Origin of the sequence: Flavobacterium sp. HJJ (genome assembly GCF_015351475.1) — a bacterium.
Lineage (GTDB): Bacteria > Bacteroidota > Bacteroidia > Flavobacteriales > Flavobacteriaceae > Flavobacterium > Flavobacterium marginilacus.
The window spans coordinates 1-20324 of the sequence record NZ_JADKPR010000020.1 but is presented as its reverse complement, the minus strand read 5'-3'; the positions used below and the strand labels follow the sequence as shown (position 1 = coordinate 20324).

20 protein-coding genes and 1 pseudogene are annotated in these 20324 nt (G+C 32.5%); 14 read left to right on the top strand and 7 right to left on the bottom strand.

Features of this window, described 5'->3' with window-relative positions:
* Positions 1-672: 672 nt before the first annotated feature.
* The 6 genes from IRZ80_RS15345 (at position 673) to IRZ80_RS15320 (ending at position 6182) form a co-directional block, all read left to right on the top strand.
* Positions 673-1140: a hypothetical protein gene (locus IRZ80_RS15345; RefSeq protein WP_194642460.1), complete on the top strand. Its 468-nt coding sequence runs from the start codon at positions 673-675 to the stop codon at positions 1138-1140.
* 89 nt (positions 1141-1229) lie between these two features.
* Positions 1230-2078: a class I SAM-dependent methyltransferase gene (locus IRZ80_RS15340; protein WP_194642459.1), complete on the top strand. Its 849-nt coding sequence runs from the start codon at positions 1230-1232 to the stop codon at positions 2076-2078.
* Positions 2079-2352: 274 nt separating this feature from the next.
* Positions 2353-2580, top strand: coding sequence for a hypothetical protein (locus IRZ80_RS15335; RefSeq protein WP_194642458.1), 228 nt, complete (start codon positions 2353-2355; stop codon positions 2578-2580).
* Positions 2581-2882: 302 nt separating this feature from the next.
* Positions 2883-3437 carry an OmpH family outer membrane protein gene (locus tag IRZ80_RS15330; protein WP_194642457.1) on the top strand — a complete coding sequence of 185 codons (555 nt, stop codon included), beginning with the start codon at positions 2883-2885 and terminating at the stop codon, positions 3435-3437.
* 100 nt (positions 3438-3537) lie between these two features.
* Positions 3538-5808 carry a helix-turn-helix domain-containing protein gene (locus IRZ80_RS15325; protein ID WP_194642456.1) on the top strand — a complete coding sequence of 757 codons (2271 nt, stop codon included), beginning with the start codon at positions 3538-3540 and terminating at the stop codon, positions 5806-5808.
* Between the two features lie 224 nt (positions 5809-6032).
* The gene (locus tag IRZ80_RS15320; RefSeq protein WP_194642455.1) at positions 6033-6182 is read left to right on the top strand and encodes a hypothetical protein; all 150 of its coding nucleotides are present in this window, start codon (positions 6033-6035) and stop codon (positions 6180-6182) included.
* 210 nt (positions 6183-6392) lie between these two features.
* Here the strand turns inward: IRZ80_RS15320 and IRZ80_RS15315 are convergent, their stop codons facing one another.
* From IRZ80_RS15315 to IRZ80_RS15305, 3 genes are all read right to left on the bottom strand, one after another.
* Complete coding sequence (locus IRZ80_RS15315) at positions 6393-7523, bottom strand: acyltransferase family protein (protein ID WP_194642454.1); 1131 nt, start codon at positions 7521-7523, stop codon at positions 6393-6395.
* A 692-nt stretch (positions 7524-8215) separates the two neighbouring features.
* Entirely contained in the window at positions 8216-8431 is a 216-nt protein-coding gene (locus IRZ80_RS15310) for a hypothetical protein (RefSeq protein ID WP_194642453.1), read from the bottom strand.
* Positions 8432-8663: 232 nt separating this feature from the next.
* Positions 8664-9512 (bottom strand): AraC family transcriptional regulator, encoded by an 849-nt coding sequence (locus tag IRZ80_RS15305; protein WP_194642452.1) that lies wholly within the window; start codon positions 9510-9512, stop codon positions 8664-8666.
* Between the two features lie 91 nt (positions 9513-9603).
* Here IRZ80_RS15305 and IRZ80_RS15300 point away from each other — a divergent pair, with 91 nt between their 5' ends.
* The 3 genes from IRZ80_RS15300 to IRZ80_RS15290 all read left to right on the top strand — a co-directional run bounded on the left by IRZ80_RS15300 (position 9604) and on the right by IRZ80_RS15290 (position 11605).
* Entirely contained in the window at positions 9604-9993 is a 390-nt protein-coding gene (locus IRZ80_RS15300; protein ID WP_194642451.1) for a DoxX family protein, read from the top strand.
* Between the two features lie 8 nt (positions 9994-10001).
* The gene (locus IRZ80_RS15295; RefSeq protein ID WP_194642450.1) at positions 10002-10949 is read left to right on the top strand and encodes a polysaccharide deacetylase family protein; all 948 of its coding nucleotides are present in this window, start codon (positions 10002-10004) and stop codon (positions 10947-10949) included.
* A gap of 92 nt (positions 10950-11041) precedes the next feature.
* Complete coding sequence (locus IRZ80_RS15290) at positions 11042-11605, top strand: TetR/AcrR family transcriptional regulator (protein WP_194642449.1); 564 nt, start codon at positions 11042-11044, stop codon at positions 11603-11605.
* Positions 11606-12218: 613 nt separating this feature from the next.
* On the opposite strand, the gene IRZ80_RS15285 is transcribed toward IRZ80_RS15290, so the two are convergent.
* Positions 12219-13202, bottom strand: coding sequence for an SPOR domain-containing protein (locus IRZ80_RS15285; RefSeq protein ID WP_194642448.1), 984 nt, complete (start codon positions 13200-13202; stop codon positions 12219-12221).
* A gap of 204 nt (positions 13203-13406) precedes the next feature.
* Here IRZ80_RS15285 and dprA point away from each other — a divergent pair, with 204 nt between their 5' ends.
* From dprA to IRZ80_RS15270, 4 genes and pseudogenes are all read left to right on the top strand, one after another.
* Positions 13407-14507: a DNA-processing protein DprA gene (gene dprA, locus IRZ80_RS15280; protein ID WP_194642447.1), complete on the top strand. Its 1101-nt coding sequence runs from the start codon at positions 13407-13409 to the stop codon at positions 14505-14507.
* Positions 14508-14679: 172 nt separating this feature from the next.
* On the top strand, positions 14680-14808 hold the full coding sequence (locus IRZ80_RS21155; protein ID WP_255549692.1) for a hypothetical protein: 129 nt from the start codon (positions 14680-14682) through the stop codon (positions 14806-14808).
* 12 nt (positions 14809-14820) lie between these two features.
* A pseudogene (locus tag IRZ80_RS21270) lies at positions 14821-14997 on the top strand (type II toxin-antitoxin system HigB family toxin); the annotation flags it as partial.
* 16 nt (positions 14998-15013) lie between these two features.
* Positions 15014-15370: a type II toxin-antitoxin system HigA family antitoxin gene (locus IRZ80_RS15270; RefSeq protein ID WP_194642446.1), complete on the top strand. Its 357-nt coding sequence runs from the start codon at positions 15014-15016 to the stop codon at positions 15368-15370.
* A 185-nt stretch (positions 15371-15555) separates the two neighbouring features.
* On the opposite strand, the gene IRZ80_RS15265 is transcribed toward IRZ80_RS15270, so the two are convergent.
* Entirely contained in the window at positions 15556-18042 is a 2487-nt protein-coding gene (locus IRZ80_RS15265) for an Hsp70 family protein (RefSeq protein ID WP_194642445.1), read from the bottom strand.
* A 13-nt stretch (positions 18043-18055) separates the two neighbouring features.
* The gene (locus tag IRZ80_RS15260; RefSeq protein ID WP_194642444.1) at positions 18056-18343 is read right to left on the bottom strand and encodes a hypothetical protein; all 288 of its coding nucleotides are present in this window, start codon (positions 18341-18343) and stop codon (positions 18056-18058) included.
* A gap of 138 nt (positions 18344-18481) precedes the next feature.
* On the opposite strand from IRZ80_RS15260, the gene IRZ80_RS15255 reads away from it, so the two are divergent.
* Entirely contained in the window at positions 18482-19327 is an 846-nt protein-coding gene (locus IRZ80_RS15255; RefSeq protein WP_194642443.1) for a hypothetical protein, read from the top strand.
* Positions 19328-19436: 109 nt separating this feature from the next.
* On the opposite strand, the gene IRZ80_RS15250 is transcribed toward IRZ80_RS15255, so the two are convergent.
* Positions 19437-20069 carry a hypothetical protein gene (locus IRZ80_RS15250; RefSeq protein WP_194642442.1) on the bottom strand — a complete coding sequence of 211 codons (633 nt, stop codon included), beginning with the start codon at positions 20067-20069 and terminating at the stop codon, positions 19437-19439.
* Positions 20070-20324 lie beyond the last annotated feature (255 nt).

Sequence of the window (20324 nt, the reverse complement as noted above, 5' to 3'; positions counted from 1 at the left end):
ATTTCGGGTCAAGTTAATATGCTCCAAATTATAATGTTAATACAATTTTTATTTAAAAAGTAGTGGACGGTTTTCAATAAAAATTTAAATGGAATTTACTGAGTTGAAGAATAGTTGTTTTGAATAATATTTTTAAGCAAGTTGTTATTGTATTTGAAGTACTGAAGATATCACGGATAAAATAGTAAATGAATATTTGGAACATCATCAAAGAAATGAAAATGATGATAATTAAAATTTAATTTTTGAATGAAATGAATTGAGAGATTTTAGTGCCTCTTAAAATTAAACTCTGAATTGAAAGCGCAGACTGGTTTTGCTTAAGGATAAATTCAATTTTATAGTGTTTTATTTTTTTTATTTGAAGTTTTACTTTAAGTTGTTTTTTTAAAAGATTTGAAAAGAACACAAATTACTATTTGTAAATAATTACAAGTATTAAAAAGTTTAAATATGCTTTGTATTTCTGTGACTTTGTGAACCCAAATTCACGTAAAAATATACAGAAGTAAAAATTGTTAGGACTAGAATTTGAAAATTATATTTAATTTTTTTCTGTAAAATGATACTAGTCTCGAAGTAATAAAAAAAATAAAATTGATATGTTCCACGTGAAACTACTGTCGTATTGCCTATATTTGTTGAGTTAATAGATTTTTAATGATTAGAAAAATGAATATTGTTCAAACTAGTATTTTAACTTCTGAACAAAAGCAAAGGTTGTTTGAACTTTGGAATTCTGAATATCCTGAGAGAATTTTTTATAATGAATTAGAAGAATTTGAAAAGTATTTAGAAGGACTTTTAAATATAAAACATTATTTACTGATTGATGATTTAAAGCAACTTCAGGGTTGGGCTTTTACCTTTTTAAGAGATAATGAAGATTGGTTTGGAATTATAATTGATACCACAATACAAGGAAAAGGATTTGGATTGCTTTTGCTTGATCAGTTAAAAATGGATAATTTGGTTTTGAACGGTTGGGTAACAGATCATGAGAATTTTTTAAAAAGAAATAAAAAACAATATTTATCCCCATTAGTTTTTTATACTAAATGCGGATTTATAGTGAACGAGAATATACGGTTGGAAAATGAAAAAATTTCTGCTGTGAAAATAAGATGGGAGAGAACATAGCAAATTAATATTTTTTCAAGCCCAATAAAATTAAAAGAATTTCTTTTCAGCTTTTGAATCGAGCTGAAATTATTTATTTAAAAACACTAATGGATATTACAAACAAAAAACACTTTCTTACTGTAAAAGATTATTCAGTTTCGCAAGAAACTTTCGATTTGTATCATGATGACTCATTGGATATGCTGGTTACGCATCCGCAGCCAAGTTTAGATATTTTAGGCAGATATTACGAAAGTGCCGATTACATTTCGCATACAGATTCGAAAAGATCATTATTTGAAAAAGCATATCATTTCGTGAAAAATATTGCTTTAAAAAACAAATTGGATTTAATCAATTCTTATCAGCCTTCAAAAGGATTTATTTTAGATATTGGAGCAGGTACAGGAGAATTTTTGGCTGTTGCTGGAAAAGACGGCTGGAAAACTATGGGAACAGAACCTAGTGACAAAGCAAAAGCTATCGCAAAAAACAAAGGAGTAAATTTTGTAGAAAATACTTCCGAATTGGAAAGTCATTCTTTTGATATTATTTCAATGTGGCATGTTTTGGAGCACGTTCCAAATCTAGAGGAACAGATTAAAGAATTGAAACGATTATTAAAGCCTACAGGAACTTTGATAGTAGCAGTTCCAAATTTCAAATCTTTTGATGCAAGACATTATGGTAATTTTTGGGCAGCTTATGATGTACCTATTCATTTTTGGCATTTCTCTAAAAAAGCGATTGAATTACTTTTTGCAAAAGAAAAAATGAATTTAAAGAAAGTTTTGCCAATGAAATTTGATTCTTTTTACGTGAGCCTCCTTTCTGAGAAATACAAAAACGGAAAAATGAATTATTTCAAAGCTTTTTTTATTGGACTTAAGTCTAACTGGAAAGCAAAAAAGGATATGGAATATTCATCACATATTTACATCATTAGTAACAACTAGTTATGCGTCAGTTTCGATCGACAGAAAACCGAAAAAAACTAGCAATCCAAATATTCGAAATGAAATATATTTTTTCAATTTTAATATTATTTTCGCTTTCCTGCTCTAAATCTAAAAATTCAGAATTAGAAAAAAATATTGGCTAAAAAAAAATGAATTTAATCAATATAATGTAAAAGATACGATTAGCGAAATTAGGATAAGTCATAAAGAAGGAACTGAATATCTAGATGCGTACATAGAAAGTGGAAAATTATATATTTCAAAATCTATAATGGCAATAATTGACGAAGAAAATAAAATCAAAAAAAAGAGTTTTAAACCAAGCGGTTTTGACTTATATCTGACAGGTAAAAATAATATGTCCGAAGAATTGTTTGGAAAAGATTATTTTTCAACAAAAGCAGGAAGTGAATACATTGTCGAAGGGAAAGTTATAGGACTCAAACATTCATCATTTCTTTTCCGTGTCGATAGTTATAAAAAATTTGTAACTAAATAAAAATGGAATGCATAACAGCTGCAACGGATTTTAGCAATTGGCTTAATGAAAAAATGATTTTGTTTTGGAATGATTTGGCAAATCCGAAAATATGGCTTAATTTAACCCCAAACCCGCTGTAGTAACAACTAATTAGTTTAATATTTTAGCAGTTTTAGATTATAGTTAATCACTATTTCTTTATAATTATTAATAGTTAAATTTTATGGTATTTATTTAAAGCATTTTTGAAACTTTTTATCAATACTATCTATTTTTTTATATTTTTGTCAACCATACTAAAAAACTTGAAATACACCAAAATGAAGAAATTATTATTATTTATCGCAATTTCAGTATCACTTATTTCTTGTGATAAAAAAGCTCCGGAATCGAAAGAATTTAAGACGGCATATGTGGACACTGCTGAGCTGATGAAAGAATATACAGAGACTAAAGATTTAGAAGCAAAATACAAAGGACAGGCTGCTGAGAAAGGTAGACAATTGGAAGCTGAAATTAACAGATTTAAACAAGAAGCTGCTAATTTTCAAACTAACGCAAGAGCAAACGGTCAGGAATGGGCTCAGAAAAAAGGTTCAGAATTACAGCGCAGAGAGCAGCAGTTAGCGCAGGCTCAGCAAGGTTTACAAATGCAATTGCAGCAGGAGAGCGGTAAAGAAATGGATTCTCTTGTAAAAGGAGTTAAAAAATTTATCAAAGATTACGGTAAAGAAAAAGGGTATGACTATATCTACGGGACTGGCGATGCGGCTTCTGTTCTTTATGCTAAAGATTCATACGATATTACAAAAGAGATTATTAAATTATTGAACGAGAAATATAAATCAGCTCCAAAGGCTGAGGACAAAAAATAATCTCAGTTTAACTAAACAGATAAAACCTTCATCTTGAATTAGATTGAAGGTTTTTTTTATTTCCATTATTTTATATTTTAGCTTTTAAATTATTCGCCAAATGCAATCCATATCCGAAGCTGCTGCCTACGCACTGCGTTTTATTAACCAAACTCAGCAATCCATTTTTCTAACTGGTAAAGCCGGAACTGGTAAAACGACGCTTTTAAAAGAAATTATTGCTACTACCCACAAGAATACAGTTGTTGTGGCACCTACTGGTATAGCAGCGTTGAATGCTGGAGGTGTTACAATTCATTCGATGTTTCAATTGCCTTTTGGCGGTTTTATTCCAGATAATTCAGCCCCGCAATTTTCAGATTCGACAAAGTTTGAAACTAAGGCAACACTCCGCAGGCATTTTAAAATGAGCGGACAAAAGCGTGCTGTGATACAAAACATGGAATTGCTTATAATCGATGAAGTCAGTATGCTGCGCGCTGATCTGCTTGATGCTATGGATTTTATGATGCAGTCAGTTCGAAAAAAAGTGCAGCCTTTCGGCGGTGTACAGGTATTGTTTATAGGTGATTTATTACAATTACCACCAATCATTCGCGATGAAGAATGGAGGACACTTCGAAATTACTACAGAGGAAAATTCTTTTTTCATGCGCATGTGATCCAGCAGTATCCGCCGCTGTATATTGAATTGTCCAAAATCTACCGCCAGACTGATGACCGTTTTATTTCGGTTTTGAATAATCTTCGTAATAATGAGATTACGGCCACCGATATTCAGACGCTTAACGAATTCGTGAAACCTGATTTTGATCTGAAAGAAAATAAAGGCTATATCACTCTGACAACCCATAACGTCAAAGCTGATGTAATGAATGCCCAATCTCTTGAAGATTTAGATGGAGAGGCTATGACTTTCCTGCCACAGATTACAGATGATTTTCCAGAGAAAATTTATCCTGTAGATTCCAATTTGCAACTGAAGGTTGGTGCACAGATTATGTTTGTCAAAAATGACCTGTCGATGGAGAAAAATTATTTCAACGGGAAAATGGGAATTGTAAAAACAATGACTAAAAAAGAAATATGGGTTCATTTTCCTGACGAGAATAAAACGATCGAAGTAGATAAATATGAATGGCAGAACATCCGCTATACTGTAAATGAACTGACTAAGGGAATAGAGGAAGAGGTTTTGGGAACTTTTGTTCATTATCCTATCAAACTTGCCTGGGCGATTACGGTTCACAAAAGCCAGGGATTGACTTTTGACAAAGCTGTGCTTGATGTATCGCAGGTTTTCCTGCCTGGGCAGGCGTATGTAGCATTATCTCGTTTGCGTTCCTTAAACGGGCTTATTTTGCTTTCTCCGATGCGGATGAATGGTATTTCGAATGATCAGGATGTTATGGATTATGCCGAAAACAAAGCATCAGACGAAGTTTTGGCCAATGCTTTGAAACGCGAAACGAAGAATTTTATTCTTAACTATCTGAAAAACAGTTTTGATTGGAACGTTTTGGCACAGGAATGGCGCAATCATCAGTTCAGCTACAATGAAGATGCTGAAAATTCAGTAAAATCGAAACATGCAGTCTGGGCAAAAAATCAGGCAGGCGTAATCTGGCAGCTTTTAGATCCTTCTTCTAAATTTATGCTGCAGCTGGATAAACTGTTCCACAGCGAACAGCTTGAATTTAAATATATTTCTGATCGTATTAACGCTGCTTTTAATTATTTCATGGATCCAATGGACAAGCTTTTATATGAAATCCTTTGGAAAATTGAAGAAATAAAACGACAGAAAAAAGCCAAATCTTTTTATGATGAATTAGTCATTCTTGACGATTTACAGACTAAAGCTGTACTGCAGCTGATGAAAGCTAAGCTGATGATTGAAACCTTAGTAAACGGCGAAGCGATTTCCAAGGAAAGACTGACTTCACCAGAAATTAAGCAATATAAAACAATAAAACTGGAACGTGTTTCTGAAGATTTTAAGAAAGCGAATATTACTCTTATTGACGATGAAAAAGATGCTGACCGCTATTCACCCAAAAAAGCAGGTACTAAAGAACCTAAGAAATCTACAGTGGAATTAACTTATGAGCTGTGGTTAGAAAAGAAAACAGTTTCTGAAATTGCGCTGATCCGGAAATACAATCAGGAGACGATCCTTTCACACCTCACAAAACTGATTCAGTCTAAAACCATAACCATTCAGGAAGTCCTTCCCGAAGACAAAATCCTTGCACTTACTGACGCTTTTGAAGGATACGCTGAAGAATCCGTTTCTCCGTTAAAAGAAAAATACGGAGATAAATTTTCCTGGGAAGAGTTAAGGATGTTTAAGGCAAGTCTGAATGCGTAGTTAAAATAAACTTTCAGAATTATTTACTCAGTTCTGTGAATAATAATTTAGGACACGACCCCGCTGTGTAAAGGAGGCTGCTTCTTGGATTGGGCTATACATGCTACTTTGACGGCTTATTTCTATCCCACACGCAATGTCATTAAGTTAAGGAAAAAAATGATATATAATTAACACATACACTGGTTTCTTTTAACTTGTTCGGTATTAATCCCGCTGAAAAAATGTGGGCAAAATACAAACGACAGTTCTCTAATAAATTTTACAAATCATTAGAGGATGTCGAAAATTTTATTACTGATGCCGTAAAAAATACAACTAAAAATGAGGTAATGAGTATGGGGGTATGGCTATGTGTTTTAGATGAAATTTAGACCATATAATATTTGTGTTTGGTGTAACAAAGAACACATAAAAATCATTTTGCAATAAAGGCTCAAATTTATTTGGCTGCTCAAAAAGAATTAGCTGTATTGTCAAAAACAAAAAGAGCAGCATAACTACATTTTTAGCATAGATAAGTTATCAACAATGAAAATGTTAAAACCGAATACGTGATGTTTTTTTTGCGTAACGTGAGTGAGTTATTTTATTCTGATTTTATCCCTTAAATTCATAATAGGAATTTCAAAATATTTATGCATTATGATTGAGATAGCTACTGTCAGAAGCCAATAAATTGAATATCTCGTTAATAAAAAGACATACCTATTAAAGTTTTCTAATATTGACCACTCTATATTTCCTAAAATCCAATTTTGAACTATTGTTAAATTTATAAGATACATTGAGTACGAAATTAAACTCGTATATGTCATAAGTTTAAAAATAACTCCTTTTCCTTTTTTGACAGAACTCAAATATGGTAGTAAGAAAAGAGTTGCTATTGAAGTTAAAGAAAATGAAAAAACACAATTAAATAATCCAAAACTCTTGAATTCAAATAAATTAAATTTCATAAAAATATAAAGTATAAGTCCTAATGCTAAAAATTGAATTCTATATTTATTCCAAAATATAATATAACGAGAATAAATGTATGCACCTATAACTCCATACATTAAGCTATCTAGTCTTGTGAAAACTTGTTTTCTGAATGTAATATCCCAAACCCAAAATTCATTTATTGTTAATGTAGTATATCTAAAATATCTAAATAGAGTAATACTAATAATTATACTAAATGCGGAAAAAAGTATTGAATTGCCAATTGAAATTTTTAATACTTTTATTGAAATAAATAAAACTATAGGAAGTAATAGATAAAACCATTCTTCTACACTTAAACTCCAAGCTTCTGGAAAAAAATTAGGATGTGCTGAAAACAAATTTTGTGAAAATAGAAAATAGCGTTTATAATCATATAAACTAAAATTATCATTGAAAAAAACATTAAGCAATATAAGTATTGTTAATATTAAAAAATAATTAGGGAATGTTCTAAACCATCTTTTAATCCAAAAGTTTATTATTAGCTTTGAATTAAGTCTATTTTCTTTAAGTATTTTTATAAGTATTCCACCAATTAAAAAGCCACTTAAAACAAAGAATATATTCACTCCATCAAAAAGGAAAAAATTTATATATTTATATCTTGCTTTTGGCATGAGATATTCACCATGTTCAGCAACAACAAATATAATAGCCAAAGCTCTTAAAATATCTAATCCATAAATTCTATTTGAATTTATTTCAATTCTTAGTAAATTTTTCAATATAGTCGATTTTGGGTTCTGTGCAGAATTGGCACTAACTTTCATTTGAAGTCTGATAAAATAATATTTATACGTTCTATTAATACAGACCGCTTAGTTTTACAAACATACCTTATATTTTTCTTAATTGAAAGGATTTTAAAATCAATTCATGTATAGTTTACTGCCTCCGAATTGTTTCTCTAAATAACCTCAACCTGGATTTCCAAATTTTGTTTAATAGCATGATTTTCGGTGAGTTTTGCTTCAACGCTTTTTTCCAGCGTAACTTGAGTAACTCATTTTAACTGCTAATTAGGCAAATTGTATAATAAAAAGTTGGTTTTATATGGATCGTGCGCAAAAGTTTAGGATTAGGCAAAAATCTCTTAATGAGACTTAAATTTATATTTCTGAAATTACTCATATACCTACAAAAACGTCAAGAATTGGCGTTTATAATCTTAATAAAAGAGAAACACAAAGATTTGGAATTATTTCAGACATCGAAATTAAGCCTACAATTGAAGGTATCCAGCAAGGAAAGGACGAGGTTTTAGACCGTGCTTTATTATTCATAGCAACTGGTAAATAGCAGTTAAAACGACAGTATTATTATTCTTGTCTAAAAAAAATAGAGACTGATATAAATCAAGTCTCTATCTATATTTTAAGAAGATTTTTGTTGTTGTTTTTTAAAGTTAAAAATGATTTTAACCGTGTACAATATGTTTTCTTTTATAAAAAAGAGAGGTAAGAAACACGATCATGTTTAAAACAATTATTGCTGTTGCAAATGAATTGAAATTCATAGCTTTTTCAAGACTGTCTGTAAGTTTGCTAATCGACATCAATAAAAATGTTGAAATGCTTACATAACCATAGATTATAAACGCACATTCTCTGCTGGAAATTTGATTAGTTTTCATCTTGTTATTTTTTAAGTTTCTATTTTAATTATAACTCCAAATTTTTATTTTTCTGATATTAAGACCTATACAAACTTATAATAAGGTTTTTTTTACTGAAAACAAATCTGATAAATAACATGTTAATCCGATAAATGACTAAAAATTATTTAATTGAGATTGTATATTTATAAATTGCACAAAAAACACCTCCTGGTTTTGAACACCGACGGTTTAAAAATTTGCCTTTGGTCTAAAAAGAAGTCTGCTTTTCATCCATCATTTTCTTATACTCGCTTGGACTTATTCCGTTATATTTTTTGAACAGGCGGTTTAAATGGCTGGAATCACTAAATCCCAGTTCATACACAATTTCATTGATCTGCATATCTGTGTAGCGAAGCCTGGTTTCAATTAGTTTTATTTTATAGGTAATGATATAATCCTGAAGAGTCTGTCCAATATGAATTTTAAAAAATGTACTGATATACTTGGGAGAAACATTAAATCGCTCTGCAATCCGCTCAGATTTCAGCAGAGCGGGGTCATATATGTTTTGGTGAATATAACTCAGCAATTGAATTGAATAATCTGTTTTAGATTTATCCGTAACAGTTGGCGGCATAAGTAATATATTTCTTGAGGCAATGATAATGATTGTATTTATCAGCTGTTTTATGACTTCCTGCTGCTGAAATTGCGGGTTCGCATTTTCACGGATAAGCGCTTCGACTAAGGCTCTAATTAATGCTTTATCTGAAACATTTTTTAAAATACAGCCAGGCAGATGATTGTGGTTGTTGAAAATCAGTTCTAGTTTCTGAATCCATTCTTTCGGCTGTGTTTTTAGATAACTGTCATTAAAACGAAGAAAGAAAAAACTCGTGGTTGTAGTAACTTCGAATCCATGTATGTCTTGGGGAAAAATCAAAAAAAGTTTGTTGCTGGCATATGGTAATTTATGATTGTTAATCATTTGTGTGCCTTCGCCTTCTAGTACAAAAACCATTTCAAAAAAGGTATTCCTATGTTCACGATTCTCATAGTTATCGATTTTCAATAACTCCAGTTCAAAAGGCTGATATAGATTTCGGATTTCCATACTAACAAATGTACAATTATTCCCAATGATTATACAAATGAAGCATATGGGAGTGCCTCATCTTTGTATTCTAATTTTAAACATTTTAAAAATGAATGCAACAGTTTATTTCTTGTTACGGCTTGCCATAGGAGCAAGCATGTTTGGTCACGGATTGGTTAGAATACCCAAATTGCAGGCCTTCAGTTCTTGGATGGCGGAAAGTTTTGAAAAATCGCTTTTGCCAAAAACCGTTGTGGTGCCTTTCAGTTATGCTTTGCCGATAGCTGAGCTGTTTATTGGACTTCTGCTCATTGCAGGTTTATTTACCAAACCAGCTTTAGTTGTGGCTGCTATCGTGATGGTTATCCTTGTTTTTGGAACTGCTTTGATTGAGAATTGGGAAGCTTTGCCGTCTCAATTGATTCACGCTGCTTTCTTTGCTTTTTTGCTTCAGTTTATTGTGGCTAACACTATTTCATTGGATTCTTTAATCAAATAATAATCAGAATGAGTTCAAGACGTCATTTCATTAAACAGGGAAGTTTAGCCGGATTAGCAGGAATAGTTAATCCATCCGAAATTGTTAAAGCTTTTCCAATTGAAAAAAGAGAACCGCAGTCTGCAAAATGGTCTGATGGTTCCAGATTGGTAGTTTCAATTTCGATGCAGTTTGAAGCGGGCGGCCAGCCTGTCAATGCCGAAAGTCCTTTTCCGCAGAACATTCAGAAAGGGTATGTTGATCTGCCTGGTGCAACATGGTTTGATTATGGTTACAAAGAAGGAATTCCCAGAATGCTTGATAACTGGGATAAATTGGGTATAAAAGTTACTTCACACATGGTTGGTTCTGCGGTATTGAAGAATCCAGTGCTGGCCAAAGAGATTGTACAGCGGGGTCATGAAGCTGCAGCACACGGCATGAATTGGAGTTCACAATATACAATGCCATATGAGGAAGAAAAAAAGTTTATTAAGGATGGAGTGGAAGCTATAAAACAAGCAACTGGTTTTGATGCAGTTGGCTATAATGCTAATTGGTTACGGCGTGGCGAAAACACTCTGAAAATTTTGCAGGAACTTGGATTTAAGTATCATATCGATGATTTGAGCCGTGATGAGCCTTTTATTATTCAGGTGAATCATTCTGATTTTGTAGTTGTGCCTTATACACTTCGATGCAACGATATTGTTTTAATAGAAGGCAGGAATTTTTCGGTTGATCAATTTTTTAATCAGGTTAAAACCGAATTTGATCAGCTTTATATTGAAAGTTCATTCAGAAGAAGACAGCTTTCTATTAGTTTTCATGACCGCATCGGAGGAACTCCTCAGATGGTAAAAGCGGCCTATGATTTAATACAATATATGCAAAAGCACAAAGGTGTAGTTTTTAAAAGAAAAGATGAAATTGCTTCATTGGCATTAGCCGATCCAACAACAATTAGAGACTTTTGATTTTATTTTGAATCAGCAGTTTTAGGATTATGTTTAAAACCTTTTTTTATTATTTATTCTTATCTTTACGACTGATTAATCAGTTAAATTTTATGAATAAAAATCAAATAATTATTGAAACAGCTATTAAACTCTTTGTTGACAATGGTTTCCATGGAACAGCAACCAGTAAAATAGCTCAGGAGGCAGGTGTTGCTAATGGAACTTTGTTTAATTATTTTGCTACCAAAGAGATACTTATCGTTAGTATTTACAACAGCATTATTAAGAAAATGGATGATTTTATTATCGAAAGTATTGAGTCAAATTCGGTTTCAAAAGAATCTTTCCGTTCTTTATTTACTGCTTCTTTGCAATGGAATCTGGAGAATCCGAAGGAGTTTCATTATCTGCAGCAGTTTATCAATTCTCCTTATTCAAAATCTGGGATTACTAAAGTTTTAAATAATGATGAACATCCTCTTTATGTTTTAATTCAAAACGGAATTAATCTGGTTGTTTTAAAGCCGATGCAGGTAGGTTTTGTATTTTCGCTCTTTACAGCCCAGATAAATGGATTGTATTATTATCTTATTTCTAATAAAATTACTGGAGACGAATCCGATCAGCTTATTGCAGATACCTTTGAATTACTTTGGAAAATGATTGAAGATTAAACAATTAAAACTATAGACTGATTAATCAGTATATAGTTTTAATTGTAACTAAAAATGCCCATAGATTAAATTTTATAATCTGTGGGTGTTTTTGTATTATTATAGTTTTTGTAAAAGGTATTTTTAAACTATATCACAATGAAAACGGTATTTTACAATCTGCTAGGAATTTAGCAGGAGTCAGTGCAAAATCGGTTAAATCCGTGTCATCTTTGTGCCTTTTTTTATAATTTGAGTATATTGAATTTAAAAGTCTTAAAACGAATGCCCTGTCCTGTATGTATTTATTCAGCAAAATAAAAATCAAATTAGTAGATTGAGAATGGAAAATTATTTGAAGAAAGTATGAATGAATTTGACTAACGAAGTGATTAAACAATTGAATTTATCTGTCAGGCTAAAATCGGTATTAACGATTTGATTCAATTTAGATTCTAAAACTGCTTTTTTGTGCTTTTAAAGGGCTTTAGGCATCAAAAGCTGTCTTGGTTTGTTTTTGAAGAAAAACAGCCTGAAATGGCTTAAAATCATTTAGGGTCCATTAGAAAAACAAAAATCCCGAAACAAGCCATTTTATATTGGTTTGTTTCGGGATTTAGTATTTTAAAATTTTTTACAAAGACTGAATCAAAATCCAAGCTTGAGGATTATCAGTTTCGATGATTTCTTTTTTGTCTTTTTCTGCTTCTGCAAAAGTGCTGTAGCTTCCGTATAAAACAGGGTAGTAACCGTTTTTGTTAACACCTAATACTCTAGCATCATAACCTTTGGCGACCAATTGGTTGTATCTTTTTTGGGCATTTGCTTCACTTCTGAAAGCGCCGGCCATAATGTGATAAGGCAGTTTGACAGCTTCTTTACTGTCAGATTTTAAAGATAGTGTAACCGCAGGAATTGGTGTCTGTATAAAGAAAGTTGCTTCCTGTATTTTATTCTGCACCTTTTTTTGCACGGCAGTTTCTACTAAAAGAGTTTCGGACGCAATTTGATTTTGATACAAGGGATATCCGACAGATCCGGCAACAGCAAGTCCTACTACAAATACAGCAGCATATTTTAGATAAGAATTATTTTTTCTTGTTTCTGTTTCCGGAATAAAATTGAAAAGAGGTTTTTCTTCTTCGATTACGGTTTTTTGAATCTCCGCTATAACTTCCGTTTTTGGAAGTTCAATTTCTCTTTTTATTGCTGGTGAAACAAATGTGGTCAATCCAAAAGATTTTGCATTGTAATTTGTTTGTTCATTTGGAGTAAAAAGAATATTGTTTTCGGTATTCAAGTTAAGGATACCAATGTTTTTTATTGATAAAGTACGGTTTTCGTGTAATGCTTTTTTCCAGTTCAAAACCTCATATTCAATAGCGCTTACGGCATAATCATATGAAGTTTTTTCGGTTTGAGCAATATGGTTTGCCAATAATCCATCATTGTTTTTGATATGAGGATTAAAGGAAATTGTCTTTTTTGGCGGGAAAAAAGAATGCGAGCTTTCAAGCAGCTGTGCCGATTGGATTTCGGCCAAAAAAGCTCCAAAACCAGGAAGAGTTACACATTGGTAACGGTATAAAAGTTGCGCGATGTAAAGTTCTATTTTCATGTTAACAAAGTTATGCAACGTGAATAGTTATCAAAATTTTATTCACAATTTTTATTAACAATTTGTATGTTTTATTGAATCAGTTGTTTATGTTTTATTTTTGATGTGCAAAAAACTCAATTTCTTGTATTTATTCTAAAAAAGAAATGCTTTAAATTTTTAAAGCTTTCTGATATTCAAAAATTTGTCTTATAATTGTAAGATATGTCAGAAGAAAATTTATTTTACACATTGGCTTTACTTCGGATAGAGGGCGTTGGCGACATTATGGCCAAAAAACTGCTCACTCACTTTGAAACAGCCGAAAATATTCTAAAAGCTAAATCCCAGCATCTTGCCTCCATTGATGGTGTAGGCACGGTTTTACTGAAGAATTTCAAAGATAAAACCATTTTTGATAAAGCCAAAAATGAACTGGATTTTATTCAAAAGAACAATATTGCCGTGTCAGGTTTTCAGGACAGCAGTTATCCAGATCGATTAAAACACTGCATTGACGGACCAGTTTTACTATTTTCGTCTGGGAACATCGATTTGAAAAATCGCAAAATAATCAGTATTGTCGGGACTCGCCAAATCACTTCTTATGGAACGGAATTCTGCCGAAAGTTGATTGAAGATTTAGCTCCGCTGGATCCGATAATTGTCAGCGGTTTTGCTTATGGTGTTGATATAGTGGCACATCAGTTCGCGATGGATCTTGATCTGCAGACGATTGGCGTTGTTGCTCATGGTTTGAACCAGATTTATCCCAAACCCCATAAAAAGTATGTTGCCAAAATGGAACAGAATGGCGGTTTTATGACTGAGTTTTGGAGCACTTCCAATCCCGACAAAGAGAATTTTGTTCGGCGCAACCGCATCGTTGCCGGAATGTCCGAAGCCACGATTGTCATAGAATCTGCTGATAAAGGCGGTTCGCTCATTACTGCTAATATAGCCAATGATTATAACCGAGATGTATTTGCTGTTCCAGGCCGCACCACTGACAAATACAGTCAGGGCTGCAATAATCTGATTAAAACTCAAAAAGCAAATGTAATTACTTCGGCAGCTGACTTAATTTATAACTTGAATTGGGATATTGTACAGGAGAATAAATCAGTTCAAAAACAATTGTTTGTTACCCTTGATGATGATGAGCAGAAAGTCTATGATTATCTTTTGAAAACAGGTAAAGAACAGATGGATATTATTGCACTCCACTGCGATTTTCCCATTTACAGGATTTCTGGTTTACTGCTGAATATGGAATTGAAAGGTGTGATTCGGCCTCTGCCGGGAAAAATGTTTGAGGCGGTTTGATTGTAGAATAACGATTCTAGATTGCAGATTTGTACATCTTTGAGAATCTTATCTAAATTCTTCGCATCGTAAATTCTCATCACTTTGTTCAGCAGGTGATTCAATTCAAAGTAATTAGAATCGAAAGACAAAACAATGTTTGCAAAATGAAAACAATTTTATATCTTTGACAATGAATATAATTAGCAGAAACACAATAATTTACTATACTCAAAAATATCCAATTGCAAAAAATCAATTATTGACATGGTATAATGAAGTTTCTAAAAAAGATTTTGACAATTTTAATGAACTCAAATAAGTTTACAGAAATGCAAGTTTAGTAAACAATCAAAGAGTCGTTTTTAACATCAAAGGAAATGATTTTAGATTAGTGGTTTCATTCAATTTTAGACGAAAAGCGTGTTATTCAATTTGGTTCGGAACGCATAAAGAATATGATAAAATAGATGTTGAAACCATTGAGTTTGACGAAAATTTACATCTGTAAAATAAAAAATAAAAAAATGAACTGGAAGGTCATAAAAACAGAAGCCGAACATAAAATTGCTGTAAAACGTGCAATGGAAATATTTCATGCTGAACCCAGCACACCCGAAGATGATGAACTAGCTGTTTTACTTCTTTTGATAAAAGATTTCGAGGACAAACATTTTCCTATGCCTGAACTTGATGCGCTGGAAGTTATCAAAATGAAAATGCAGGAAATGGGTTTAAAAAACAAAGATTTAGAACCCTTAATAGGTACGAAAGGGCACGTTTCGGCAGTGCTTTCAGGCAAACGTGAAATCACTCTTAAAATGGCAAAAAAACTGAAAGATTATTTTAGTCTTCCGGCTGAGGTATTTCTTCCCAGTTCTTAATTTTTTTAGAATACAAACTCAGATTTTGAATTACAGATTATTTGAAATCTTGTTGTGATTTAAAATAGTAAGAACAAAATAACTACATGTTTTTTTACCATATAAGTCATTTAATACAAGTAAGAAGCTAATAAAATTGAATCTTAAATGTGCTTAAATGACTTATATGGTTTAAATTTATACTGTTATTTTATCCCAAGATTCCCGTCAAATGTATTGAAATCGTCTTTTCTTTTGGGCTTAACAATCAGTAAATTATACAGCTGATGGCAGATTGATTTTAATTCGGTTAAATTAGAATTATTGATTGCTTTTTCTCCCAGTTCCATCAATTTACTGTGTTTTGAGCGGTCTTTGAAAATACTCGGATCTTCAAAACGCAGATAATAAAAATAGTCTATATAGCTTTCGTCCTGATTGTTATAAATATTTTCCAGCAGGCTTTCCAGTTCTTTATTTTTTTTGCGGATCAGATATTTATTGTTGGACTGCAGAATTTCCTTCTCGTTTTTTATAATCTTTTCATACTCTTCCTTTTGGCGCGGACTTCCTTTTTCAATATAAAATGAAAAACTGTCTTTTATCTTGTTGTATTCTTCAAGTTCAGATAGTATATGTTTGTGTCTGATAATATCATCAAATTCCTGAATATAGATTTTTTTCAGCTCATCGATTTGATATTTTTTATCAGTAATGGCATCATTTTTATTCTCCAATGCCTCATTGTAAAGAATGCTCAGCGATTCTTCAGATCTTTTTAATTTGGCCAAATATTCATAATTTTCATTCTGAACTTCATTTCTTATTTCTTCAGTAACAGCGTCTAAGGCATTTTTGATTTCTGATGATAATTTGTCGATGGAAATCATTCTTTGATGCGGATTGAAGACTTCGTTTATTTCCAGATCTAATGCACTGATATAAACATCGATGCTTAAATCCCGTGATTCCGAAACTTTGAAATTAAGTTCAATATCCATTCCTTTAACTAAATCCTGGTCAAAATCCCTTCCGGATATTTCGATGTAACCAATGGATTGATTACTGCCGACCATGCTTCCCGCATTTCCTTCAACGACATTGATAATTAGTTTTTGATCTGAGTTTTTGAGAATGTTTTTGGAGCAGGTTTTATAAATCGTTTTCTTTAAAGGCAGAATATCATTTTTCTTAAAGATAATTTCCATGTGGCTTTTGCCGGATTCTTCATCCAGCTCAAGGCAGATGTCATTAGGAATCGGCTGGCCTAAAATACTGTAAAGTCCATTTGTAATCTGGATAGAATCATTGCTGAATACCTGTTTTTGCTGACTGTCGTATAAAAACAGCGTGAACTGATTCGATGTTTTTTCCAGCAGAGGAACAAATTCGGCTATTTTTTTGCTTGCTTTCAAAAGACCCGTGTCAAAACCGCCGTCAGCGCGTATAATTCTGTAATAACCGTCAAATGATTCTGTCAAAAGAACTACGATCAGTTCTTCCGAATCTTTAGAATGTGGTTCATAGATGGTTTCGGCCTGAATACTGTTCTGCTCGATTTGAGGTGTTTTTACAATTTCTTCTTCGATTAATTCCGAAGGTTTTGAACCGGCATAATATGCTGCGCCTATGATTACTGCTGTTGTCGGATCCAAACTGGTCTCCACCTGAATTTGGGTGCGTTCCTGCAATTGCTGGCGTATGTACGGAATGTAAGTTGTACCGCCGACAAGGATAATGCGCTCGATGTCCGAAAAGGTTAACAGATTATCTTTAATCAGTTTTTCAACCAGATGGAAGGATTCTTCAAATTTGGATTTGATGATTGCTTCAAATTCCTTTCGGGCAATGTCCAGATCCAATGAGATGGAAAGTTCGTCGAAATCAACTTCTATGCTGGAAGTTTCTTTTATCGAAAGTTCTTTTTTGGCTTCTTCTGCTTTGAAAAGAAGCTCAAAAAACAGCTTGTTGTAATCTGTATTTTCTTTGGAAATCAGTTTCTCCCAAAGGTTTTTTTCCTGAGTCTGTTTTTCTATTTTCGGGCAGATTATTTTCTCGACAAATAAAGTATCCAAATCGACGCCTCCAAGGAAATTATTGCCTTTATGATCAAACACCTTGAGTTCTCGCTCATTGATATTGATTAATGCGATGTCAAAAGTACCGCCTCCAAAATCGTAAACCAGCCATTTTTTATCTTCGGTAATTTCAAGATTCAAGGAATTGGAATAGGCCAGACAGGCGGCAATTGGTTCCTGAAGCAGAACAATTTCCTCAAAACCAGCCTGATATCCTGCTTTTTTGGTAGCATTGGACTGAATTGTATCAAATGAAGCCGGAATCGTAATTACTGCCGATTTTAAACTTTCGCCTTGAGCGAAATTAACCAGCTCGTTTAAAACCATCGATGACAGTTCTATCGGGCTGCAGTTTTTATCCAGGTCTTTGATATAGTAAACTTCGTCGGATCCCATTTTACGTTTGAAGGACGAAAATACATTTTCAGCATTTGTCGCACTGTGTTCTCTGGCTTTTTCGCCTATCTGAATCCGCCCTTTTCGGAACGAAACTACAGATGGAATGGTGTCTTTGAAACCAACAGGGTTTTTGTAAATACTGATTTTACCGTTGTCATATTTTGCAATTCCCGAATTGGTTGTTCCCAAATCAATTCCGATATTTATATTTTTCATATACTGCTTGCTGTTATTCTACGATTACAACTGCTTTCTGAACCAGCTGAAAAGTATCGTTTTCTGTTTTATAAATGGTGGGTCTGATGACTTTGGTTATTTTTTTTGAATTCGAATTAAGTATGTTCGCTTCAATAGAACTGTCTCTTTCGTCATAATTTGTTCCCAGCGGATTTATTATTTTATATCCTTTTTCTTCCAATTCGTGGTAAATTCTTTTTAGATTTCGCTCAAAACCATCAATGTTTTGTTCTAACGCTTTTTTTTCAATTTCAAACAGCTGGTTTATTATTACATTCATATATTTTTAAATTGGATTTTAGGTATGGGCAATTTACAATTTATTTTGTAGGTTGTTATTTGCTAATAATATTTTTTATCAAAGGTTTTGCAAAAGCTTTAAATTGACTATGTTTGTGATTGAAAATTAGCACAAAGTATGAATATAATTGAGTTATTTGAAGAGTTAAAGATTGATAAAAGCAATATCCAGTCCTTTTCCCCAGAAGAAATAATCCGCATAGAAAAACAGATTAATGTTGAAAAAAGAATAAATCCTGACATAGATACTAATGCGGCCAATAATCTGGTTTTGGCATTCAAGGAATTCCCTCAAGAACTCTATTTTGTGGTTTCAAACCGTCTTCTGTTTAATCTTTTTTCTAAAAAAAACTATTCGAGACACCAATTTCCTGCACCACAAAGAGTATATGATTCTGAAAAAATTCAGGGTTTTGTCAATCAGTTTCTTATAGATGATCTGGTGCTTTTTTATGATGGATATTTATCCCAGAACAAGTTTGATACTATCGCTGATGTTTTTGAATACAAAGACTGTTTTCCAGAAGATGCTCTTTTTCAGCTGAATAAAAAATTAATTGTTAAAATTGATTTTCTGTTAATGAGGCTGACTCAGTCTGTCAATACAGATCAATCTGATATTTCATATATTCAGTACAGAAGTTTTTATGATTTATTATCTTTTTTCAGTTCTATCGAAATGGATGATAAAGTGCGGAGTCTGACGAATATTATCACTGAGCGCTATAATGCGAACAGGCAGTCTGATTTTTTGATGGCATGTATATCCTCAATGGCTGGTTATAAAGCTTATGATCAAAATCTAACAGACGTTTTGCTTAGAAACAGGGAAACAGTTTTTGCTAATATTGCTAACCAGGAATCATCAGGATCTTCATCTGGAATCTCTGCGAGGACAGTTATTTTTATAATAATTGCAATTATTAAGATACTAGTACTTTGCTCTAGATGTTCTAGCCATTAAATCCATAATTTACTCCAGTAAAAATAGTATTATCAAAAAAGCCTAATCAAAATATTCTGATTAGGCTTTTTTGATGTCAATACTCTGCGGTATCAATCACTTTGAAATATTAAAAAAAGGAAACAGCAGCGGCAGGAGTAGGATCATTTTCTTTAATTCTGTTTCTGCATATTCTTTCGATTTCTAAAATATCAGTAACTCCCGAAATATAAATGACATCGGGAACATACTTATCGGGTTTGTTCTTTTCACTTACCATTTTCCCTGTGCGTAGTTCCATTGACATGTCTTCTTTTTTACTGTTTATTTCCATGTTTCCTGAAAACTGCTCCCAGTCATAGGTGGTAATAGTTCCTTTTCGGTAATGAATCAGTCTGTTTGGAGTGCCTACAAAATTACCGCCTTTTTGAAAGAATGAGTAAAAACCGCTGCTTAAAATACCTATTCCTATTAAAACAAAAACTCCAATCAACAGTGTAGGAACAAGCATTTGGTCAAAATTCTCCCAGCTGCCGGTTACCGGTTCATCGTTTACTTTAAAATGAACCTCTTCGCCCTTAAAAAGCGGGACTATAAAAGCAAATACAAAAATGCTGATAAATGCTGTCCAGATGGTTCCAAAAATGATAAGTCCAAAGGAATTTTTTAAAGGCTGTTTTCTCTTGGCAAGAATAGAAAAATCAATTTTTTCTGTTCCAATAACTGATTTTAAATCGGGGGGCAATGATTGAATAGTGTTCAATTGTTTTATTCTTTTTTAGATGTTAGTTTTAAATGACCGCCCTGCTGTTTAGGCAGAAGCTTAATTTCAAATATATAAAAAATCGTGTACATATGCGATTTTGATTACTAAATTCAAACAGCAGGAATGTTTTTTTGTATCGGTTGCGGTGCTTTTAAATCATAAAATTTATTTCTAAGATTCTCGTTATAACCAGTAACTAGCGCAGTTCAAAGTCACTTGTATTAAACGATACGTATTTTTTTATGATTATAA